Source organism: Sodaliphilus sp. (genome assembly GCF_045598405.1).
In the GTDB taxonomy this organism is placed as follows: domain Bacteria; phylum Bacteroidota; class Bacteroidia; order Bacteroidales; family Muribaculaceae; genus Sodaliphilus; species Sodaliphilus limicaballi.
On sequence record NZ_JAZLLZ010000080.1, the window covers coordinates 14628 to 31718 of the forward strand.

Below are 17091 nucleotides of genomic sequence, written 5' to 3' on the forward strand. Positions count from 1 at the left end.
TATACAATTATGAGAAGAAGGTATTTTACTGTTGCAGTTGTGTTAGCAGTGGCAGCTAGTTTGACACTATCGTCTTGCTTAGGAAGTTTTGCCCTAACTAACAAAGTTCTGAATTGGAATCGCCAAGTGGGCGACAAGTTTGTGAATGAAGTAGTGTTCTTCGCGCTATGGATTCTTCCTGTATATGAACTGTCATTTATCGCCGACATGCTTGTCATCAACTCGATTGAGTTTTGGTCAGGCGAGAACCCCGTGGTTGCTCAAACTAAAATTATTGACGGCAAGGATGCACGCTACCTTGTAGCATGCGACAGCAAAGGCTACACCATCACTAACCTGAGCGATAACAGCGTTATCAAATTCAACTTCGATGAGATGAACAAGGCGTGGTCGGTTGAGGCCAATGGTCAGGAAAAGCCTTTATTCAGTTTTGTTGACGACACTCACATCAAGATGATTACCCCCGACGGTTCATTCAAGACTGTAGAACTCAGCCAGCAAGGCGTTTGGGCTTACGAGGAAGCTATGAGTAACCAATGCACATTCGCAATGAAGTGAAAATTGTATCACATCTTATCATAAAAAAAGGAGGCTTTTACCTCCTTTTTTTATTTATCTTGAAGCACGTTTATATAGATAATAAGCAATGAACGTGTAAATCACATTGGGAATCCACATTGCCACTCGCGCCGAGGTGAATCCCTTCACTGCAAACGTGCTTGTTACTGTCATGAACAAAATATAAGTAAAACTCAACAGCAAGCCCACGCCTATCTTCATACCCATGCCACCTCGCACCTTGCGAGAAGACAACGACAACCCTATAACGGTGAGTATAAAAGCAGCTGCTGTCATTGCAAACCTTCGCTCATACTCGACCTCAAAGTTTTGGATATTGTCAACACCGCGAGATTTCTGTCGGTCAATGTATTCACGTAGTTCGGGAGAGGTAAAAGTCAATTCGGCATCTTCGGCAATCAAGAAATCCCTAGGCTCTACATTGAGCAAAGTGTCCATGATACCTCCGCTTGTAAGTTTCTCTGTCATGCCATTGAACTCACGCAGTTTCCATGTGCTCACGGTCCACAATCCAGCCGAATCATAACGGATATTCTCTGCTGTAAGACGAGATTTCAATACCTTGCCGTCAAATTCTTCAAGCGAGAAATGAAAACCGCTGCGAGTTGTATTGTCATAACGAGCCATATAAGCCATCACGCCGGGACTCACCTGCATCTGTACATTATCGGCATACACAACCTCCTTGTTCCTGACCCACCTGTTAGTATATTCTCTACTCTTGATTGTAGCCGGCGGAATAATGAAAGCCGACAAGATAAACGACGTAATAGCTATGAGAGACGCGCTCACCATGTACGGCACAAGCAATCGCTTGAAACTGATGCCGCTCGACAAGATAGCAATAATTTCACTGCGATCGGCCATGCGAGAGGTAAAGAAGATTACCGAAATAAACGTGAACAACGGACTGAACTGGCTCACAATAAACGGCAGGAAGTTAATGAAATACTGGAAAATAGTATCTTTGAGCGGAGCAGTGAGTACAGCATCCAGTTTTTCGTTGCAGTCAAACATAACCACAACAGCCATCAGAAGCAATATTGCGAAGAAATAAGTACCCAAGAAATTCTTGATGATAAACACGTCAAACCGCTTTATCATCGCTTTCTTCAACGGTTTACCGTCGGCAGGCACATTCTCATTACTATTCTTCTTGCTCAACCTGAACACTCTTTTCAACCTATCAATCACCCGAGTCTGGGGAGCACTCGCCTCCTTGCTAGCAGGAACAACATCAGCAGGCTGGATATCTTGCCCAACCTCCTGTGCCACTTGACCATTCGTGTTTTCCATCTGGTCAAGTATGTCATTAGTTTGCTGCTCAACTGCCATATATAGAAAATGAAATATAAAGTCTCAAAAAAATTACAGACGTCGCTGCACGTTAACCACCATTTCCTCTTTCCACGACTTGAAATCACCGGCAATGATGTGCTTGCGGGCCTCACCCACTAGCCACAAGTAAAATGCCAAGTTGTGAATGCTGGCAATCTGCATAGCCAATAATTCGCTAGCAACAAAGAGATGACGCAGATAAGCCTTGCTATAAATGTGATCTACAATCGATGCTCCGTCTTCCTGAATAGGGCTGAAATCATCGGCCCATTTCTTGTTGCGCATGTTCATGATGCCATGCTGGGTGAAAAGCATGCCGTTGCGACCATTACGGGTAGGCATCACGCAATCCATCATATCCACTCCACGGTCAATAGCCTCAAGAATATTGGCGGGAGTACCCACACCCATGAGATAACGTGGACGATTCTGTGGCAGAATGTCATTAACCACTTCTATCATCTCATACATCATCTCTGTTGGTTCGCCCACAGCAAGACCGCCTATTGCATTTCCATCGGCACCCAGGTCGGCAACATGCTTTGCTGCATCCTGACGCAGGTCCTTGTAAACACAACCTTGAACAATAGGGAAATAAGCCTGGCGATGACCATACTTGGGTTCTGTTTCATTGAAATGCTTCCATCCGCGTTCAAGCCATCCCTGGGTTAATTTAAGCGAATTTTTAGCATAATTATAGTCACTCGTGCCGGGAGGGCACTCGTCAAGTGCCATCATGATGTCACTGCCTATGATGCGCTGAATATCAACCACATTTTCAGGAGTAAACAAGTGTTTCGAACCATCAATATGGCTACGGAATGTCACACCCTCCTCTTTGAGCTTGCGGTTGCCACTCAATGAAAACACTTGGAAGCCACCACTATCAGTGAGTATGGGGCGTTCCCATCCATTAAACTTGTGCAAGCCGCCAGCACGTTCCATGATGTCCATGCCGGGACGCAGATACAAGTGATAAGTATTGCCCAGAATTATCTGTGCCTTTATGTCGTCGCGCAACTCGGGCATGTGCACGCCTTTGACCGAACCTACCGTGCCCACAGGCATGAAAATAGGTGTCTCTATCTGGCCATGATCTGTTGTGATCAAGCCTGCACGAGCATTTGTCCCTACTGCTGTTGATTTTAATTCAAATTCCATATAAATACAAATATTTTGCAAAGTTACTGCAAATACCTTGCACTACAAAATGTATCATGCCTTTTTTGCTTCATCAATCAAATCCAAGCATTTTGCAAGAAATTCAGTATCGGAAATATCATGATCCACCCAGTTAATATGGAACCCGCGTCGTTCCATGCCACGGAACCATGTCATCTGCCGTTTAGCAAACTGATGGATAGCTATTTCAAGTAGGTTAAACATTTCATCTCTCGACAACTCCCCTATCACATGCTTGGTGACAAATTTATACTCAAGTCCGTAATAAATCAAATCTTCGGCATCTACTCCACTGTCTATGAGACTACGCACCTCATCGATCATACCCGCGTCGAGGCGTGCCTTAAGTCTCCGGGTGATGCGTTCTCGCCGCGCCTCACGGTCAATGTTCACGCCTATCACCACTGCATTCTCTATGGGATGAGGTTCGGTAAGCACCTTCAAGTCAGGATTTTCGTGATAGTAAGTAGCAATCTCGATAGCCCTTATTGCACGTTTTGCCGTATCAATATCACTGTTGTTCCTCAACGTCTTATAATGCTTCAAGATTTCAGTTAACTCATCCAACGATTTACCAGCAAGTGCAGCACGTAATTCGTCGTTCTGAGGCACTGGTGGCAAAGCAATTCCCTTGAGCACACTTTCCACATACAATCCTGTGCCGCCACACAGTATCACACGCTTGCCGCGCGACACGATGTCATCATAAGCTTGCTGGTAATCACGCAGATATTCAAACAGATTATACTTGTAGCCCGCGTCACAGATGTCTATGAGGTGGTAAGGAACGCTGCCATATTCCTCCAGATCCTTACCCGTACCTAAATCCATGCCACGATACAGCTGACGAGAATCTGCACTAATGATCTCGGCATCAATCTCCCTGGCAAGAGCCACTGCACGCGCTGTCTTCCCACTAGCAGTTGGGCCTGTAATCACTATTAAAGGATATTGATTCATTTCTTGAGATTGCGGTCAAAGAAATTCAAAACACGCTGATACAAGAGGGCTCGCACGCCGCATCCGTTTATAGAGTGGTTCATATTAGGATAAACCATCATTTCAAACTGGTTGCCGTTGCCGTGCAATTTGGCAATATACTGCATTGAGTTGATAATGTGAACATTGTCATCGGCACTGCCAAACATGAGCAACAGGTTTCCTTTCAAGTTGTCAACAAGTTTCAACGGAGCACCTGCATCATACCCTGCACCGTTTTCTTGTGGAGTGCGCATGAATCGTTCAGCATAAATCGTGTCATAGAAACGCCATGAAGTAACAGGTGCAATCGACACACCCGCTGCATAGGGGCTATTTTTCTGCGACATAGCCATAAGCGCCTCATATCCGCCATAACTCCAACCCCAAATGCCAATCTTGCTAGCATCAACGTATGGTTGCTGCGCCATATATCGTGCAGCAGCAATCTGATCTATCGTCTCATATTTACCAAGATTCAGGTAAATGAGTGACTCAAAGTCCTTGCCACGGCCGCCGGTTCCACGTCCGTCAACGCAGCACACTACATAGCCGTTCATTGCAAACCATGTCTCCCAGTCCATTTTCCACTTGTTGAGCACCTGTTGCGACCCGGGACCGCTGTATTGCGACATAATCACGGGGTATTTCTTGTTCTTATCAAATTCAAGCGGCTTGATTGTGTATCCGTTCAAGTCATATCCATCACTGCTGAAAGTGAAAAACTCTCGGCGGGGAACTCTCTCCTTGGCATACCTCTCGGCATATTCAAGATTGAGTTGCAAGTCCTTCACCCGTTTGCCATTAGCCTTGCACACACGATATTGCGTGGGAGTGCAGGCGTCACTGTAAACCTCAATGTAATAAGAGAAATCACTGCTGAACCTTGCCGAAGTGTTGCCTTTGTTCTTGCCCAGCACATTCTCCTTGCCATTCTCATCAACGCTGCACACTACACGGTTCAGTGCGCCAGCAGTACGCTGATAGTAATGAAGTTTGCGTTTCGAGTCATATCCATAATAGGCAGTGACAGCCTCATTGCCCTTTGTCAGGCACAATTCACTATGTCCGCCATCATCCAGACCTGTAACTTTATACAGATGAGACCACCCATTGCGCTCGCTAGGAATAACGAAGCCATCGGCAGTATATGTAACGCTACGTGCCAATTCACTGTCAATCCACGATTTAGAATGCTCTTTATACACTTCTACGCACTTACCTACTGCAGGATTCACATTATATATCACCATGTCATTCTGGGTGCGGTTCAGTTTCATCACCATCAACGCGTCATTACGACCGGCAAACGACAAGTGAGGGATGTAATCCTCGTCGGTCTTGGGCAATTTCATCTGCGACAATGCACCCGTTTCCACATTATAACACCACACGGTCACTACCGAGTTCTTCTCGCCAGCAACTGGATACTTGTAGTCATAACTGCCTGGATAGAGCGACCTCGAAGCATCGGGATTGCAGTCGCCTTCATACATAGTCATTGAATACATGGGCACTTCGCTCTCGTCCCAGCGCAAGAATGCGACCGACATGCCATCGGGCGACCATGTGAACGAGTTAAGTATACCGAACTCCTCCTGATAAACCCAGTCGGGCACAGCATATATCACACTGTTTTTCTTGCCGTCTTTTGTGACCTGTCTAGTGCCTTTGTCATGCAACCCCTGGCTATCGTCCTCATAAGCAAATTCTTTTACATACACGTTGTTATCTTTCACGTATGCAATATACCTACCGTTAGGGCTCATCGTCGCAATCTCCTCACCACCTTCTTCCGATAGCTTCACAGTGTGGTTTGAAACGACATCGGCTACATAATAATTAGCCTTAAACGAATAGCGATAAATAGGTTCACTATCTTCCCACAGCAAAATTTTGCTGCAGTCTTTGCTCAACTCAAAACCATTCCACGATACATTGGCTAATCCATTTATTGACTCTGACGAATACATCGTAGATTCATCCTCGGCGTCGGCATAACTATATCTCACAATCTTGTTTCCACCCACCAGACGCACATAATACTTGCCATCGGCAGGATATTTACTCATCGCCCCAACTCCGTAAGGAGTCGATGTCAGCACAAAGTCCTCTATCGACATCGGTTCAAAAGCATCGTCCTGGCCATAGGCTGAAGCACTCACTGCCAGAACAAAGACACTTAATGCAAACTTTTTCATAACTTATCAAACAGTTTCAAATCATCAAGCGAAAGCGTACCCTTAATTTCAACAATATTAATCTCGTTGTCAGTCTCATTAATAACAATGATATTGCTATACTCACCACTGCTCAACTGAATGCCATAGATTGACACATTCTTTCGTTGATTCTCCTTGGCCTGGAAAATCAATTCATAAGTTTTTCCTTTGTAGAACTGTTCAAGCAGTCCATGCACCTTATTTAAAGCACCGCTCTGACGGTTAACTGTAATCACATCTATCGACTTAACGTTATTCAAAGCAGTCAAGTCAAAACCGGGCACTTTTGCAGCCTTGGTTCCCAAATTGAGCAACGTGCCCAGTGGAGACACCGGCACATGATAAGTCGAGATATTATCAATTTTTCTTATCTCGTCAAGCACAGCTGTCTGCTGCAAGCTCCCGCACGACGCACACAGCATCATTACAGAGCATAATGTCATAATAATCTTTTTCATACCGCAAAAATAACAATAATTCCCCAAACCGCCCACAATCCATGCGTTAATTAAACAAAAACACTACAAAACATCTAGGCGACAACTAATCACCGATGCTAAAAATTCAATATTACAACACACACTACGAAAAAAAACGAGAGACTTTGACACGCAAAGCCACTCGTCTTTTTTACAAGTATAAACTAGTATTACATAATGCCGCGCTCGCGAAGCTTCTGCTGCCATTTCCATGCGCTGAGCATAGTGTCTTCGATAGTTTCTTGTGCTGTCCAGCCGAGAACTTCGTTAGCCTTCTTGGGATCGGCCCATATCTTCTCGATGTCACCTGCGCGACGGCCTACAATCTTATGAGGCACTTTCACACCGGTTGCCTTTTCAAAGGCATTGATAAGTTGGAGCACACTCACTCCGTTGCCTGTACCGATGTTGAACACTTCGAGAGCTTCGTCGCTCTTGTCCTCAAGCATGCGGTCGAGAGCAGTGACATGAGCCTTTGCAAGGTCAACTACGTTGATAAAGTCACGTATGCATGAACCGTCGGGAGTGTCATAATCATTACCAAACACGCTGAGCATGGGACGAATGCCTATGGCAGTCTGTGTGAGGTAAGGAACCAAGTTCTGGGGCACGCCATTAGGCAACTCGCCTATCTCTGCACTGGGATGAGCACCCACAGGGTTGAAGTAACGCAGCAAGATAGCCTTAATGGGGCTACCACTCTTTATCACGTCGGCAATGATATCCTCCGAGATTTGCTTTGTCGCACCATAGGGTGATGTTGCCTTCTTGGTGGGAGCGCTCTCGGTAATGGGGTTCACATCGGGCTCGCCATATACGGTGCATGACGATGAGAACACGAAACCTTTCACGCCAAACTCGGGCATAAGCTCGAGCAAGTTGAGCAAGATATTAAGGTTATTGCGGTAGTAAAGAATAGGTTTTTCTACGCTCTCTCCCACAGCCTTGCTTGCTGCAAAGTTGATGATGCCGCTGATACCTTTGTGCTCCTCAAAGAGACGACGCACGGTGGCACGGTCGGTGCAGTCACCTTCTACAAACGCGGGGCGGATGCCTGTAATCTTCTCAATGCCATCGAGCACTTCCACATTACTGTTGCTGAGGTTGTCGATAATCACAACTTCATAACCTGCGTTCTGCAATTCTACTGTGGTGTGCGAACCGATAAATCCAGTTCCTCCGGTAACTAAAATCTTTCCTTTCATCTTAAATCTGTAATATTATTGTTGTAATTCTTATTTCAATGCATTCACAATGCGCTCGCACGCTTTTCCGTCGCCATAAGGGTTAACGGCCTTGCTCATCTTCATGTAAGCCTCTTGGTCATCAATCAAAAGCGAAACATTGTTCACTATGGCGTCATAGTCAGTGCCCACGAGCTTCACAGTGCCAGCGTCAAGAGCCTCGGGTCGCTCGGTTGTGTCGCGCATCACAAGCACAGGCTTGCCCAGTCCGGGTGCCTCCTCCTGGATACCACCGCTATCGGTAAGCACTATGCTAGATTTCTCCATGAGATAAACAAAGCTCAAGTACTCAAGTGGTTCAATGAAAAACAGGTTACCCAGATTGCTCAAATCTTCGCCAAACACCTCATGGATGGGACGGCGCACGTTGGGATTCAAGTGCATGGGGTAAACAAAATCCACCTCGGGATATCGTTCGCTCAGGTTCTTAATCGCACGGCAGATGTTCAAGAAACCGTCGCCAAAGTTCTCACGACGGTGGCCTGTGATAAGAACCATGCGGCGCCCATTTGTCAAGCGTGAGACATCATAACCGCTATCGTTGAGCACTTTACTCAATGTGGCGTCAATGTCGGGATTAGACTTGATTTTGTCAACAACCCAATAGAGGGCATCAATCACGGTGTTACCGGTGACAAAAATGCGACTTTCAGGCACAGCCTCATCGAGAAGGTTCTGGCGACTCAACGGCGTGGGTGCAAAATCAAATGTCGCAATGCGTCCGGTCACCTGACGGTTCATTTCCTCAGGCCAAGGGCTGTAAAGGTTATGAGTGCGAAGACCTGCCTCAACATGTCCCACGGGTATCTGCTGATAGAACGCTGCAATAGCAGCCGCAGTGCTAGTGGTAGTGTCGCCATGCACAAGCACAACATCAGGAGCGACCTCCTTGAGCACATCGCGCATGCCCAAAAGCACTCTGCTAGTAACATCATATAAATCCTGACCTTGCTTCATGATGTTAAGGTCATAATTTGGTTTGATGTCAAAGATTTCAAGTACTTGGTCAAGCATCTCACGGTGCTGACCGGTAACGCATACCACAGTCTCAAAGTCCTGTGTATGTTGCTGAAACGCTTTCACAAGCGGAGCCATCTTAATTGCTTCGGGACGTGTCCCGAAAACTAACATAACTTTTTTCATAAGTTGAATTTATTTGTTTTTGTTTTTTATTTTGTCACAACACAATATCAAACCCTGCCACAAAGCAATGCGAACCTTATCGACAAGGATTGAACCTACAAACACCGCCGTAATGAGCAATGACGTGCAGCCAATAAACTCGCCACGCGACATTGTCATGAACCACCCAAGAATCCACTTGTCGTAAAACCCGCCAATGAAGTTACTCGAATGAGTCAAGTATATTGCAAACGATGAAATAGCCACCCAGTTAACAATCTTGTTGCTGAACGGAGGCAACTTGGTGAAAAACAGCATGAAATGTATTGCACCAAGAATAACTAAAGGACATGAGTAGAAATAAAGTATTCCGCCCCTGAGTCCATTTTTCTTGATGAAAAACATTGCTATTGTCAATATTGCCACGTAGCAAGCATATACACAAGCATCAAACCATTTACCCTTTTGCCACAATTTAACGGGATACAGTCGCATATACCTTGCAAGCATATAAAGCCATGCAAACGACGTGAGCGAATAACCGCTAGCCATCCATTTTGTGGCATTAGACAGCCAGTCATAGGCACACTGGAATACGAAGAATGCAATGAGAACTGTAGCAAACTGCCTCTGCGATGCTTTCTCGATAAATGCATTAAGCACAGGCGAAATCAAATATAACGCTATGTAAGTCTTGACAAACCAATAATCGGTTTCGCCGCACATGAACAACCGAGAAATCGCACTGCCATATTGAGGTGTAGTGAGCAACCTGTCGGGAGCAAAAACCCAACATACAACAATGCCGAAAAGACCGAAAAACAGCACTTGGAAAAGCAATTCTCCTAGCCTTTTAGCTTTGGGCCTTATACCAAACCAACCCGACATCAGAACAAACACATTGACAGCAATAACCGATACAGCCTCGGTGAAAAACATAAGAAACTTCGACGTAGGCTCGGCTATGATCTCATGTGCAGTGGGCACTGGCAGAGCACGAAAATTAGCATGCACCACCATCACAAGCAGCATCGCAACAATGCGAAGTAATTCCATGTTACTCTCACGTTGCTTTTTAACTGGCAATATGTCATTAACCCTTGAGTCCATTTAATTTGCTTTTAATTATATCTAGCACCTCACTATATGCCTCAACCTTAAGAATGTGGCACATCAATACATATACCACAGGGCACACAGCCAGCGAGATCAACAATGACAACAATGCGTTGCTAACCATCCAACTGAGACCTAACGCAATGCCAGTGATTGTGAGCGACATTGCCAATATGGGAGATAATTCCTTTAATTGAGTAAAGAAACCATAGTTAAGCAACTTATTGGTATAGTATGTATTTAGATAGAAAGCAATCAGAGAATAAATAACCCTTCCCCAGCATATAGCAACCAGGCTATCGAAAAATAACGTGATAGCAAGAATGCCGAATGCTATTGCCTTCTTAATTACTTCAAGTTTCAGCACATAATCGCTGTGTCCCTTGACATATATAAGATTCAAATTCACCGTTACCACGCAATCCCACAGATAAGCAAAAGCAAGAATCTGCAGCATGGGCACACATCCCAGCCAGTCCTGGCCAAGCAATGTCTCAATCATGGGGCGAGCCACTCCACACATGCCAAGAATCAACGGGAAAACCACAAGCGCAGAAATCTGCATGTACTTCTTATAGGCAGCCTTGAGCCTAACGTCGTCATTCTGGATAGCGCTGAGCACAGGAAACGACACTCGTGCCAACACGCCGCCTATATTACTACTTGCAAATTGGTTGAATTTATCGGCACGGGAATACAAGCCAAGGTCGGCTTTATTAAATCTTTTGCCTATCACGACATCGTAAGCCTTGGCATACAACGCGCTGATAACATTTGCAGCAAGCAATTTTGACCCAAACGAGAAAAGCGATTTAAACGATTCCACGCTGAATCCTGCGCGCGGGAACCATCTGACGTAGTAAAAACTTAATAAAACATTTAGCGCTGCCAGTGCAAGTGATTGAATCACAAGAGCCCACACGCCATAACCGAGATAAGCGAGCACAACACCCACCACACCCGACAAAACCGCACTATAAAACGAAATCTTGCTTTGCGTCTTAAAGTCAACGTCGATCGTGAGTTTAGTGCGGTTAACCGCAACAAGCGAGTTTATAACCAGGTTTATGGAATAAACTTTTGTGATAGGATCCAAAATGGGCTGGTTAAAGAACCTGGCTATTGCTGGGGCTGAAAAGAATAATGCCAAATATGTGAGTATGCTGATTCCTATGTTGATATAGAACACCGTAGAGAAATCAGACTCCGAACGGTCTTTGCGCTGTATCAGTGCACTTGAAAACCCGCCATCGATAAACACCTGCGAAATCGACATGAAGATTGCCAGCATAGCAATCAAACCATAGTTATCCGGACCTATGAGCCGGGCAATAATAAGGTCAAGAACAAACACAACACCCTGCACGGAGAATCTCTCAATGAAACTCCATATCACGCCGTTGACTGTCTTGCTCCTTAAATTGCCTTGCTCCATATTTACTTTAACTTTAATGATTCAACAAGGTCATTTATTGTGTTTTGCGCTACGCATCTGCCTCCAGGAGGCAACAAGTAGTCACTATAAAACTTTTCACGTTCAGCCTTCAATGGATCCTTACCATCCAGAACAACATCGCTGATAAAGTTCTTTATGTCATCACAGCTCTCCCCTATGTAATGCATCGCATAGGCAAGTTTGCCAAATTCGCTTTGGGTTTCAAGCAAACGTGTCATGTCGCGAGACACGAACATGGCTGGTTTTCGAGAATAATGATACTCAACGGCAAACGATCCGCTATCGTGGATAATAGCATCGCTTGTCATGAACAAGTCTATGAAACCACCCGTCTCAAGCTGGGTGTTAGGCATATCTTGCCACGATTTGTAATAGGCGTCGGCTTTCTCTTTTCCCCAATCGGGGTGTTTGTACAATTCGTTTATTAAACGAGGATGAGGCTTGAAGGCAATCTGCAGCTTGTCGGGATTCTCGGTAGCCAACTCAACCATATACTTTGCCATCCATAGAAAATTTGACCTCGGAACGAGTCCATATTTCTCAACAATAGAGTAATGAGGAGCCCACACTATGCGCTTTACATTTGTTTGGCAAGGTTTCCACACATCGGCAAATTCACTGCACAGATAATCGTCGGCGTTAGAATATCCCACTACCCTAACGTTACGGCCCTTATTGGATGCGGTGTGCTGTGCCTCTTTAAGATGCAACGATGTTGAATAATACAAGCGCCAAGCAAGGTTATGAAAATGAAAGTCATAACTCCACTTTCCCTTACTTGTCCAGAAAGCATAAGGATAGTAGCAGATGAGCCTATCGTAGAAAGCCGTGCAGTCATGCTCGGGAGCAAGCAAGTTTTCATAGGGCTGCGGATAGAACATCAATAAGGGATTAATCTCCTTGCGTATGTCCACAGGTGCTGCATCATGCTCCAAGTCGTAGTCCACATAGGGCATGTTGCGCTCGTCAAAATAAGCACGCAATTTCTTTAACTCGCTGACACTCGTTTGCCTATCATAGTCAATACAGGGCGAAAGCACTATCGCGACATTGAAACGCTCGTCGGCGTTCATGAGTTCCCATAATCGCTGGTAACGCCACATAGCCACATTCATCGCCATGAAAACGACATTCACGGGGCAGTCTTTTTGCACCTGCTGCACAAGGCGGGCATGTGCACGCTCTGTGGCCCGGTATTTGTAACCGTGCAGATAAGCGTATCGCAGAACCTTATGCAAGAACCCCTGTTTCATAATGTCATACCCATGCCTTTGCGGTTTCCTTAATCTGGTTAAATGATTCAACTTCAATGCCGTTCTCGACAATCATGTCATATATCTTGCTGGCATAGACAGCGTCGTGAACACCCAGGCCTATATTATAGCACAGGATACGCTCGTCATCGTTCTCACGCCCGGGAGCCAAGCCTCGCAACACACTAGACAGTTCGTCAAAACGCTTGAACTGCGAGAAATACTTGAATCCGCACACATGTGCAGTGTCGTCGCCAAAGACTTTATCAAAAAACAAGTCACAATTCTGAAATCCGCGAGTGTGGACTGGAATAAGCAGCATACCAGTGGAAAACCTGCTGTCGTCGCTGCACACCAGTCCAGATGCCGATGTGATGCACGAAACCAAAACCTGAACCTTATCGAGCATCTGCTCGACTGTGTCAACGACATCGAAGGTTACGTTGTCATACCCGCCGAGGCGGTTCATAAAATCATCTGCCTGGTCCTTGTAGCGCAGCAATGTGAACGAGAATTGCTTGTCGCGGTTGTCGTCAAGCAGACACAACGCAGTGGCACGGGCTGTGTTTCCTAGCCCCATAAACCCCACACAGGTAGCTCCTTGTCGAGCAAAGAGCCTATATGACAAGGCAGCAACGGCACCAGTGCGCATAGCAGTAATCCAGTCGGCATCCATCATTGCAAGCAAGCGTCCTGTAGTGCTATCATAGAGTAAGATATCGCTACCCAAAGCAGGAACTTGCCCCTCAATGCGATGTACTTCTTTCACGCTGAAACGGCCATACTCTGCGGGAAGCAAAGCAGGCATGGTGTTGAAAAAGTCATCGCCTTGAGGATGAATGCTTGACTTGGGCGGCAATGTTGCCTGGTGCTTGATGCCGAACGACTCCTCAACCCACCTCACGCACTGTGAGGGAGTGATGCCGAGGCGGCGTATAACATCGTGCTGAATGATGAGTACCTTGTTACTGTCCATGACACACGAAATTTATGATAATGCCTTGAGAGCAGCGATAAGCCGAGCGTTATCAGACTCGTCGCGCACTGCCAAGCGTATGTATTTGTTAGGTTCAATACCCTTCTTGTTGCTGCACGAACTGATGAGGATATTGTGGTCTTTGAGCAGAACCAGTGCCAGGTCATTTGCTGTGTACGGGGCCAACACTTCACACAGGAAAAAGTTGGCCTGCGACGGTTGCACATGCAGGAACGGGATGTTGCGCAGCTGTGATTCAAAGTCAGCACGAACCTCAAGGAACTTGTTGCAAGCCTTGTGGTAGTCTTTCTCGTACTTGGTGTAAATCTGCATAAAGAACTCGGCAAATGAGTTGATGTTCCATATACTCACCTGTTTCTTCATTGTCAGGATGAGGTCAGTGTCGGCGCTAGCCATAATACCCAAACGCAAACCGGGTACGCCATAGCTTTTGGAAATAGACTTCATTACCACCATGTGAGGATAGGCTTCGAGATAACTGTCGCGCAACAGTGACGATGTTTCCCACTGCTCGCTGAAATCCACAAAACTCTCATCGACGATAAAACGTATGCCCCTGCTCTCGCACCATGATGCCAGACGGCACACGTCGTCGAGTGCAATGAAGTTACCCGAGGGATTGTCGGGATTTATAAGAAGCAACGTCTCAACATGATTATTGCCGAAAAATTCCATCAAGTCGTCGGCGGTATAGCGGAAATCACGATTTTGGGGCACGAATGACACAACACGACTTGGATCCATGCGGTTAGGATATTCCTCAAACGTGGGCCTCACTACACCCACCATGCCTTCAAGGTTCTCCATCAGAGCTTTGATAAGCTCGGCAGCACCGTTGCCGGGGATAATGTAATCTTCCTTGACTCCCCAGCATTTGCTGGCAAGCAACGTGTTAACCATCATGCCCGAGGGGTATTCTCCAAGTAGAGTGCGGAAGTTGGCCTCTAGTTCATCAATAATCTTGGAACGACGAAAATAAGGATTCACGAGGTAGCAGAAGTCAAGCATCTGCGGGAAACGCCAGAAACCGCCGTAGCGAGTGTAATATTTCTTGAGCAAAGTCTCGGGGTCAGAGAAGATCGCCTCGGCAATGTTAAGGTCTTGCTTGTCGTCAATCTCATACCATTTCTCACCGTTGTTCAGCGGCAAGGCTTTGAGGTCTTGAGAATTAAGAAATGAGATGATGCTGAGCACGTTCTCATAGTACTCGTTGTTGCCCACACTCTTGGTATAAGCCTCAAGGAAAGGAATATATTTGTTGGCACTGAACTCGCGGCTCAGTTTGTAAATGTTGACTGTTTTGTAATACTTGTCGGCGTCGGCATATCTAAATGCTGCCTTGGGCACAAAACTAGTGATGTTGTTATCCTCGTTGATAAGCACCATGGTGCCATCCATCCATGACTCGTACTTGGCAACGAGTGCCAAATTAGGATATGGATTGTTGACAAGCAGGTCAAATATGCCATCTTCAAAAATCAAGTCACTCTCGACAAGCAAGGTGTCATCTTCGAGCATCTTGTCTTTAGCCAACGCAAGAGAATAGATGTTGTTAGTCTTGTCATAAATAGGATTATTGACATACTCGATTTTGAGCTTGTCGTCATATCGGTCACCGATGTAATCGGCGAGTTCCTGCCCCTTGTATCCCACAACGATAACCACACGGTTAAATTTGAGCGAGGACAGTTGTCCCAGCAGTCGGTCGATGAGCCTAACGCCATTGACAGGCACCATGCATTTAGTGCTATTACGGGTGTATTCTCCTAATCTGCGGCCCATGCCAGCAGCCAAAATAATTGCTTGCATATATTTTATTTCTTTTTTTTAAACTTCAAATTTACACATTTTTCGGTTTACTTTAAAATAAATAAGAAAAAAATATAATATAAACGCGTTTTTTTCGTTATATATTTGGCAAAACGGAAAATTAGTAGTAATTTTGCGTGCTTAAACTATTTTGTTTAAATGAGACAGTTAAAAATTACAAAATCAATCACCAACCGCGAGAGTGCATCGCTTGACAAGTATCTTCAGGAAATAGGCCGCAAGGAACTTATTACCGTGGATGAGGAAGTCGAACTCGCACAGCGCATTCGCGAAGGTGGTCCTGCAGGACAAGCTGCTCTTGACAAACTTGTTAGCGCTAACCTGCGTTTCGTCGTTTCAGTAGCAAAACAGTACCAAAACCAAGGATTAAGTCTCCCCGACTTGATCGACGAGGGTAATTTAGGCCTGATTAAGGCAGCACAAAAATTTGACGAGACACGCGGTTTCAAGTTTATCTCTTACGCAGTATGGTGGATTCGCCAGTCCATCCTCCAAGCTCTTGCCGAGCAATCACGCATCGTGCGACTCCCGCTCAACCAAGTGGGTTCGCTTAACAAAATCGGTAAAGCTCTTTCTCGTTTTGAGCAAGAAAACGAACGACGCCCGTCGGCCGAGGAACTTGCCGAGCAACTGGATGTACCCGTTGACAAGATTTCTGACACAATGAAGGTGTCGGGCCGCCACGTGTCGGTCGATGCTCCCTTCGTTGACGGTGAAGACAACAGCTTGCTTGACGTTATTCCCAACGACGACAGCCCCATGGCTGACTCTACGCTCAACCAGGAATCTTTGTCGAAAGAAGTAAACAGGGCTCTTGACCAACTCAACCCCCGTGAGTGTGAAATCCTCAAGATGTTCTTCGGCATCGGTTGCCAGGAAATGACACTTGAAGAGATTGGAGCAAAATTTGACCTCACACGCGAACGTGTGCGTCAGATTAAGGAAAAGGCAATACGCCGACTCAAAGGACAAAAGAGCAAACTACTCAAGTCTTATCTGGGATAAAAACATCCCTTACAACACACGGCTGGCGCTTAACAACTGAGTGCCAGCCTTTTGTATAAACACACATAACACACATAATAATTGGCACAATTTTTGCTAATATAATGACACTACACACAAGAATTTTAAACCAATAATGCTATGAGACAGTTAACCCAACTTTGACGGCTTGATTTGGTTTTCTTTGCTGGTTCAGCGAGTTGCGCTTTGGGGTTTGCGTTACTGTGTACTACAAAGTTTTTTTCTCTTTCTGAATGGCATCGTTTTGTATTTTAGTCGTTGGTATATGT

General features: G+C 45.6%; 14 protein-coding genes. 2 read left to right on the forward strand and 12 right to left on the reverse strand.

Features of this window, described 5'->3' with window-relative positions; all coding sequences use genetic code 11:
- Nucleotides 1-9 precede the first annotated feature (9 nt).
- Complete coding sequence (locus ACKI3C_RS06385; RefSeq protein WP_407403200.1) at nt 10-558, forward strand: DUF3332 domain-containing protein; 549 nt, start codon at nt 10-12, stop codon at nt 556-558.
- A 54-nt stretch (nt 559-612) separates the two neighbouring features.
- Here ACKI3C_RS06385 and ACKI3C_RS06390 read toward each other — a convergent pair whose 3' ends face one another.
- From ACKI3C_RS06390 to ACKI3C_RS06445, 12 genes are all read right to left on the reverse strand, one after another.
- Nucleotides 613-1683 carry an LptF/LptG family permease gene (locus ACKI3C_RS06390; RefSeq protein ID WP_407403228.1) on the reverse strand — a complete coding sequence of 357 codons (1071 nt, stop codon included), beginning with the start codon at nt 1681-1683 and terminating at the stop codon, nt 613-615.
- Between the two features lie 264 nt (nt 1684-1947).
- Nucleotides 1948-3078 carry a tRNA guanosine(34) transglycosylase Tgt gene (gene tgt / locus ACKI3C_RS06395; RefSeq protein WP_407403202.1) on the reverse strand — a complete coding sequence of 377 codons (1131 nt, stop codon included), beginning with the start codon at nt 3076-3078 and terminating at the stop codon, nt 1948-1950.
- 54 nt (nt 3079-3132) lie between these two features.
- Complete coding sequence (miaA, locus tag ACKI3C_RS06400) at nt 3133-4059, reverse strand: tRNA (adenosine(37)-N6)-dimethylallyltransferase MiaA (protein WP_407403204.1); 927 nt, start codon at nt 4057-4059, stop codon at nt 3133-3135.
- A complete protein-coding gene (locus tag ACKI3C_RS06405) occupies nt 4056-6278 on the reverse strand; it encodes a DPP IV N-terminal domain-containing protein (protein WP_407403206.1) in 2223 nt (740 codons plus the stop codon). Before ACKI3C_RS06405 ends, miaA begins: the two co-directional genes overlap by 4 nt.
- Nucleotides 6275-6757 carry a DUF4252 domain-containing protein gene (locus ACKI3C_RS06410; RefSeq protein ID WP_407403208.1) on the reverse strand — a complete coding sequence of 161 codons (483 nt, stop codon included), beginning with the start codon at nt 6755-6757 and terminating at the stop codon, nt 6275-6277. The genes ACKI3C_RS06405 and ACKI3C_RS06410 overlap by 4 nt, the downstream gene beginning before the upstream one ends.
- Nucleotides 6758-6948: 191 nt before the next feature.
- On the reverse strand, nt 6949-7983 hold the full coding sequence (galE, locus tag ACKI3C_RS06415; protein WP_407403210.1) for a UDP-glucose 4-epimerase GalE: 1035 nt from the start codon (nt 7981-7983) through the stop codon (nt 6949-6951).
- Nucleotides 7984-8013: 30 nt separating this feature from the next.
- Complete coding sequence (wecB, locus tag ACKI3C_RS06420) at nt 8014-9165, reverse strand: non-hydrolyzing UDP-N-acetylglucosamine 2-epimerase (RefSeq protein WP_407403212.1); 1152 nt, start codon at nt 9163-9165, stop codon at nt 8014-8016.
- A gap of 9 nt (nt 9166-9174) precedes the next feature.
- Nucleotides 9175-10200: an acyltransferase gene (locus tag ACKI3C_RS06425; protein ID WP_407403214.1), complete on the reverse strand. Its 1026-nt coding sequence runs from the start codon at nt 10198-10200 to the stop codon at nt 9175-9177.
- A 37-nt stretch (nt 10201-10237) separates the two neighbouring features.
- A complete protein-coding gene (locus ACKI3C_RS06430) occupies nt 10238-11695 on the reverse strand; it encodes a lipopolysaccharide biosynthesis protein (protein WP_407403216.1) in 1458 nt (485 codons plus the stop codon).
- A 2-nt stretch (nt 11696-11697) separates the two neighbouring features.
- Nucleotides 11698-12969, reverse strand: a complete 1272-nt coding sequence (locus ACKI3C_RS06435) for a hypothetical protein (RefSeq protein WP_407403218.1) — start codon at nt 12967-12969, stop codon at nt 11698-11700.
- 4 nt (nt 12970-12973) lie between these two features.
- Complete coding sequence (locus ACKI3C_RS06440; protein WP_407403220.1) at nt 12974-13945, reverse strand: ornithine cyclodeaminase; 972 nt, start codon at nt 13943-13945, stop codon at nt 12974-12976.
- A gap of 12 nt (nt 13946-13957) precedes the next feature.
- Nucleotides 13958-15775, reverse strand: a complete 1818-nt coding sequence (locus ACKI3C_RS06445; protein WP_407403222.1) for an aminotransferase class I/II-fold pyridoxal phosphate-dependent enzyme — start codon at nt 15773-15775, stop codon at nt 13958-13960.
- Between the two features lie 159 nt (nt 15776-15934).
- Between ACKI3C_RS06445 and ACKI3C_RS06450 the strand changes: the two genes are divergently transcribed.
- Complete coding sequence (locus tag ACKI3C_RS06450; RefSeq protein ID WP_407403224.1) at nt 15935-16801, forward strand: RNA polymerase sigma factor RpoD/SigA; 867 nt, start codon at nt 15935-15937, stop codon at nt 16799-16801.
- Nucleotides 16802-17091 lie beyond the last annotated feature (290 nt).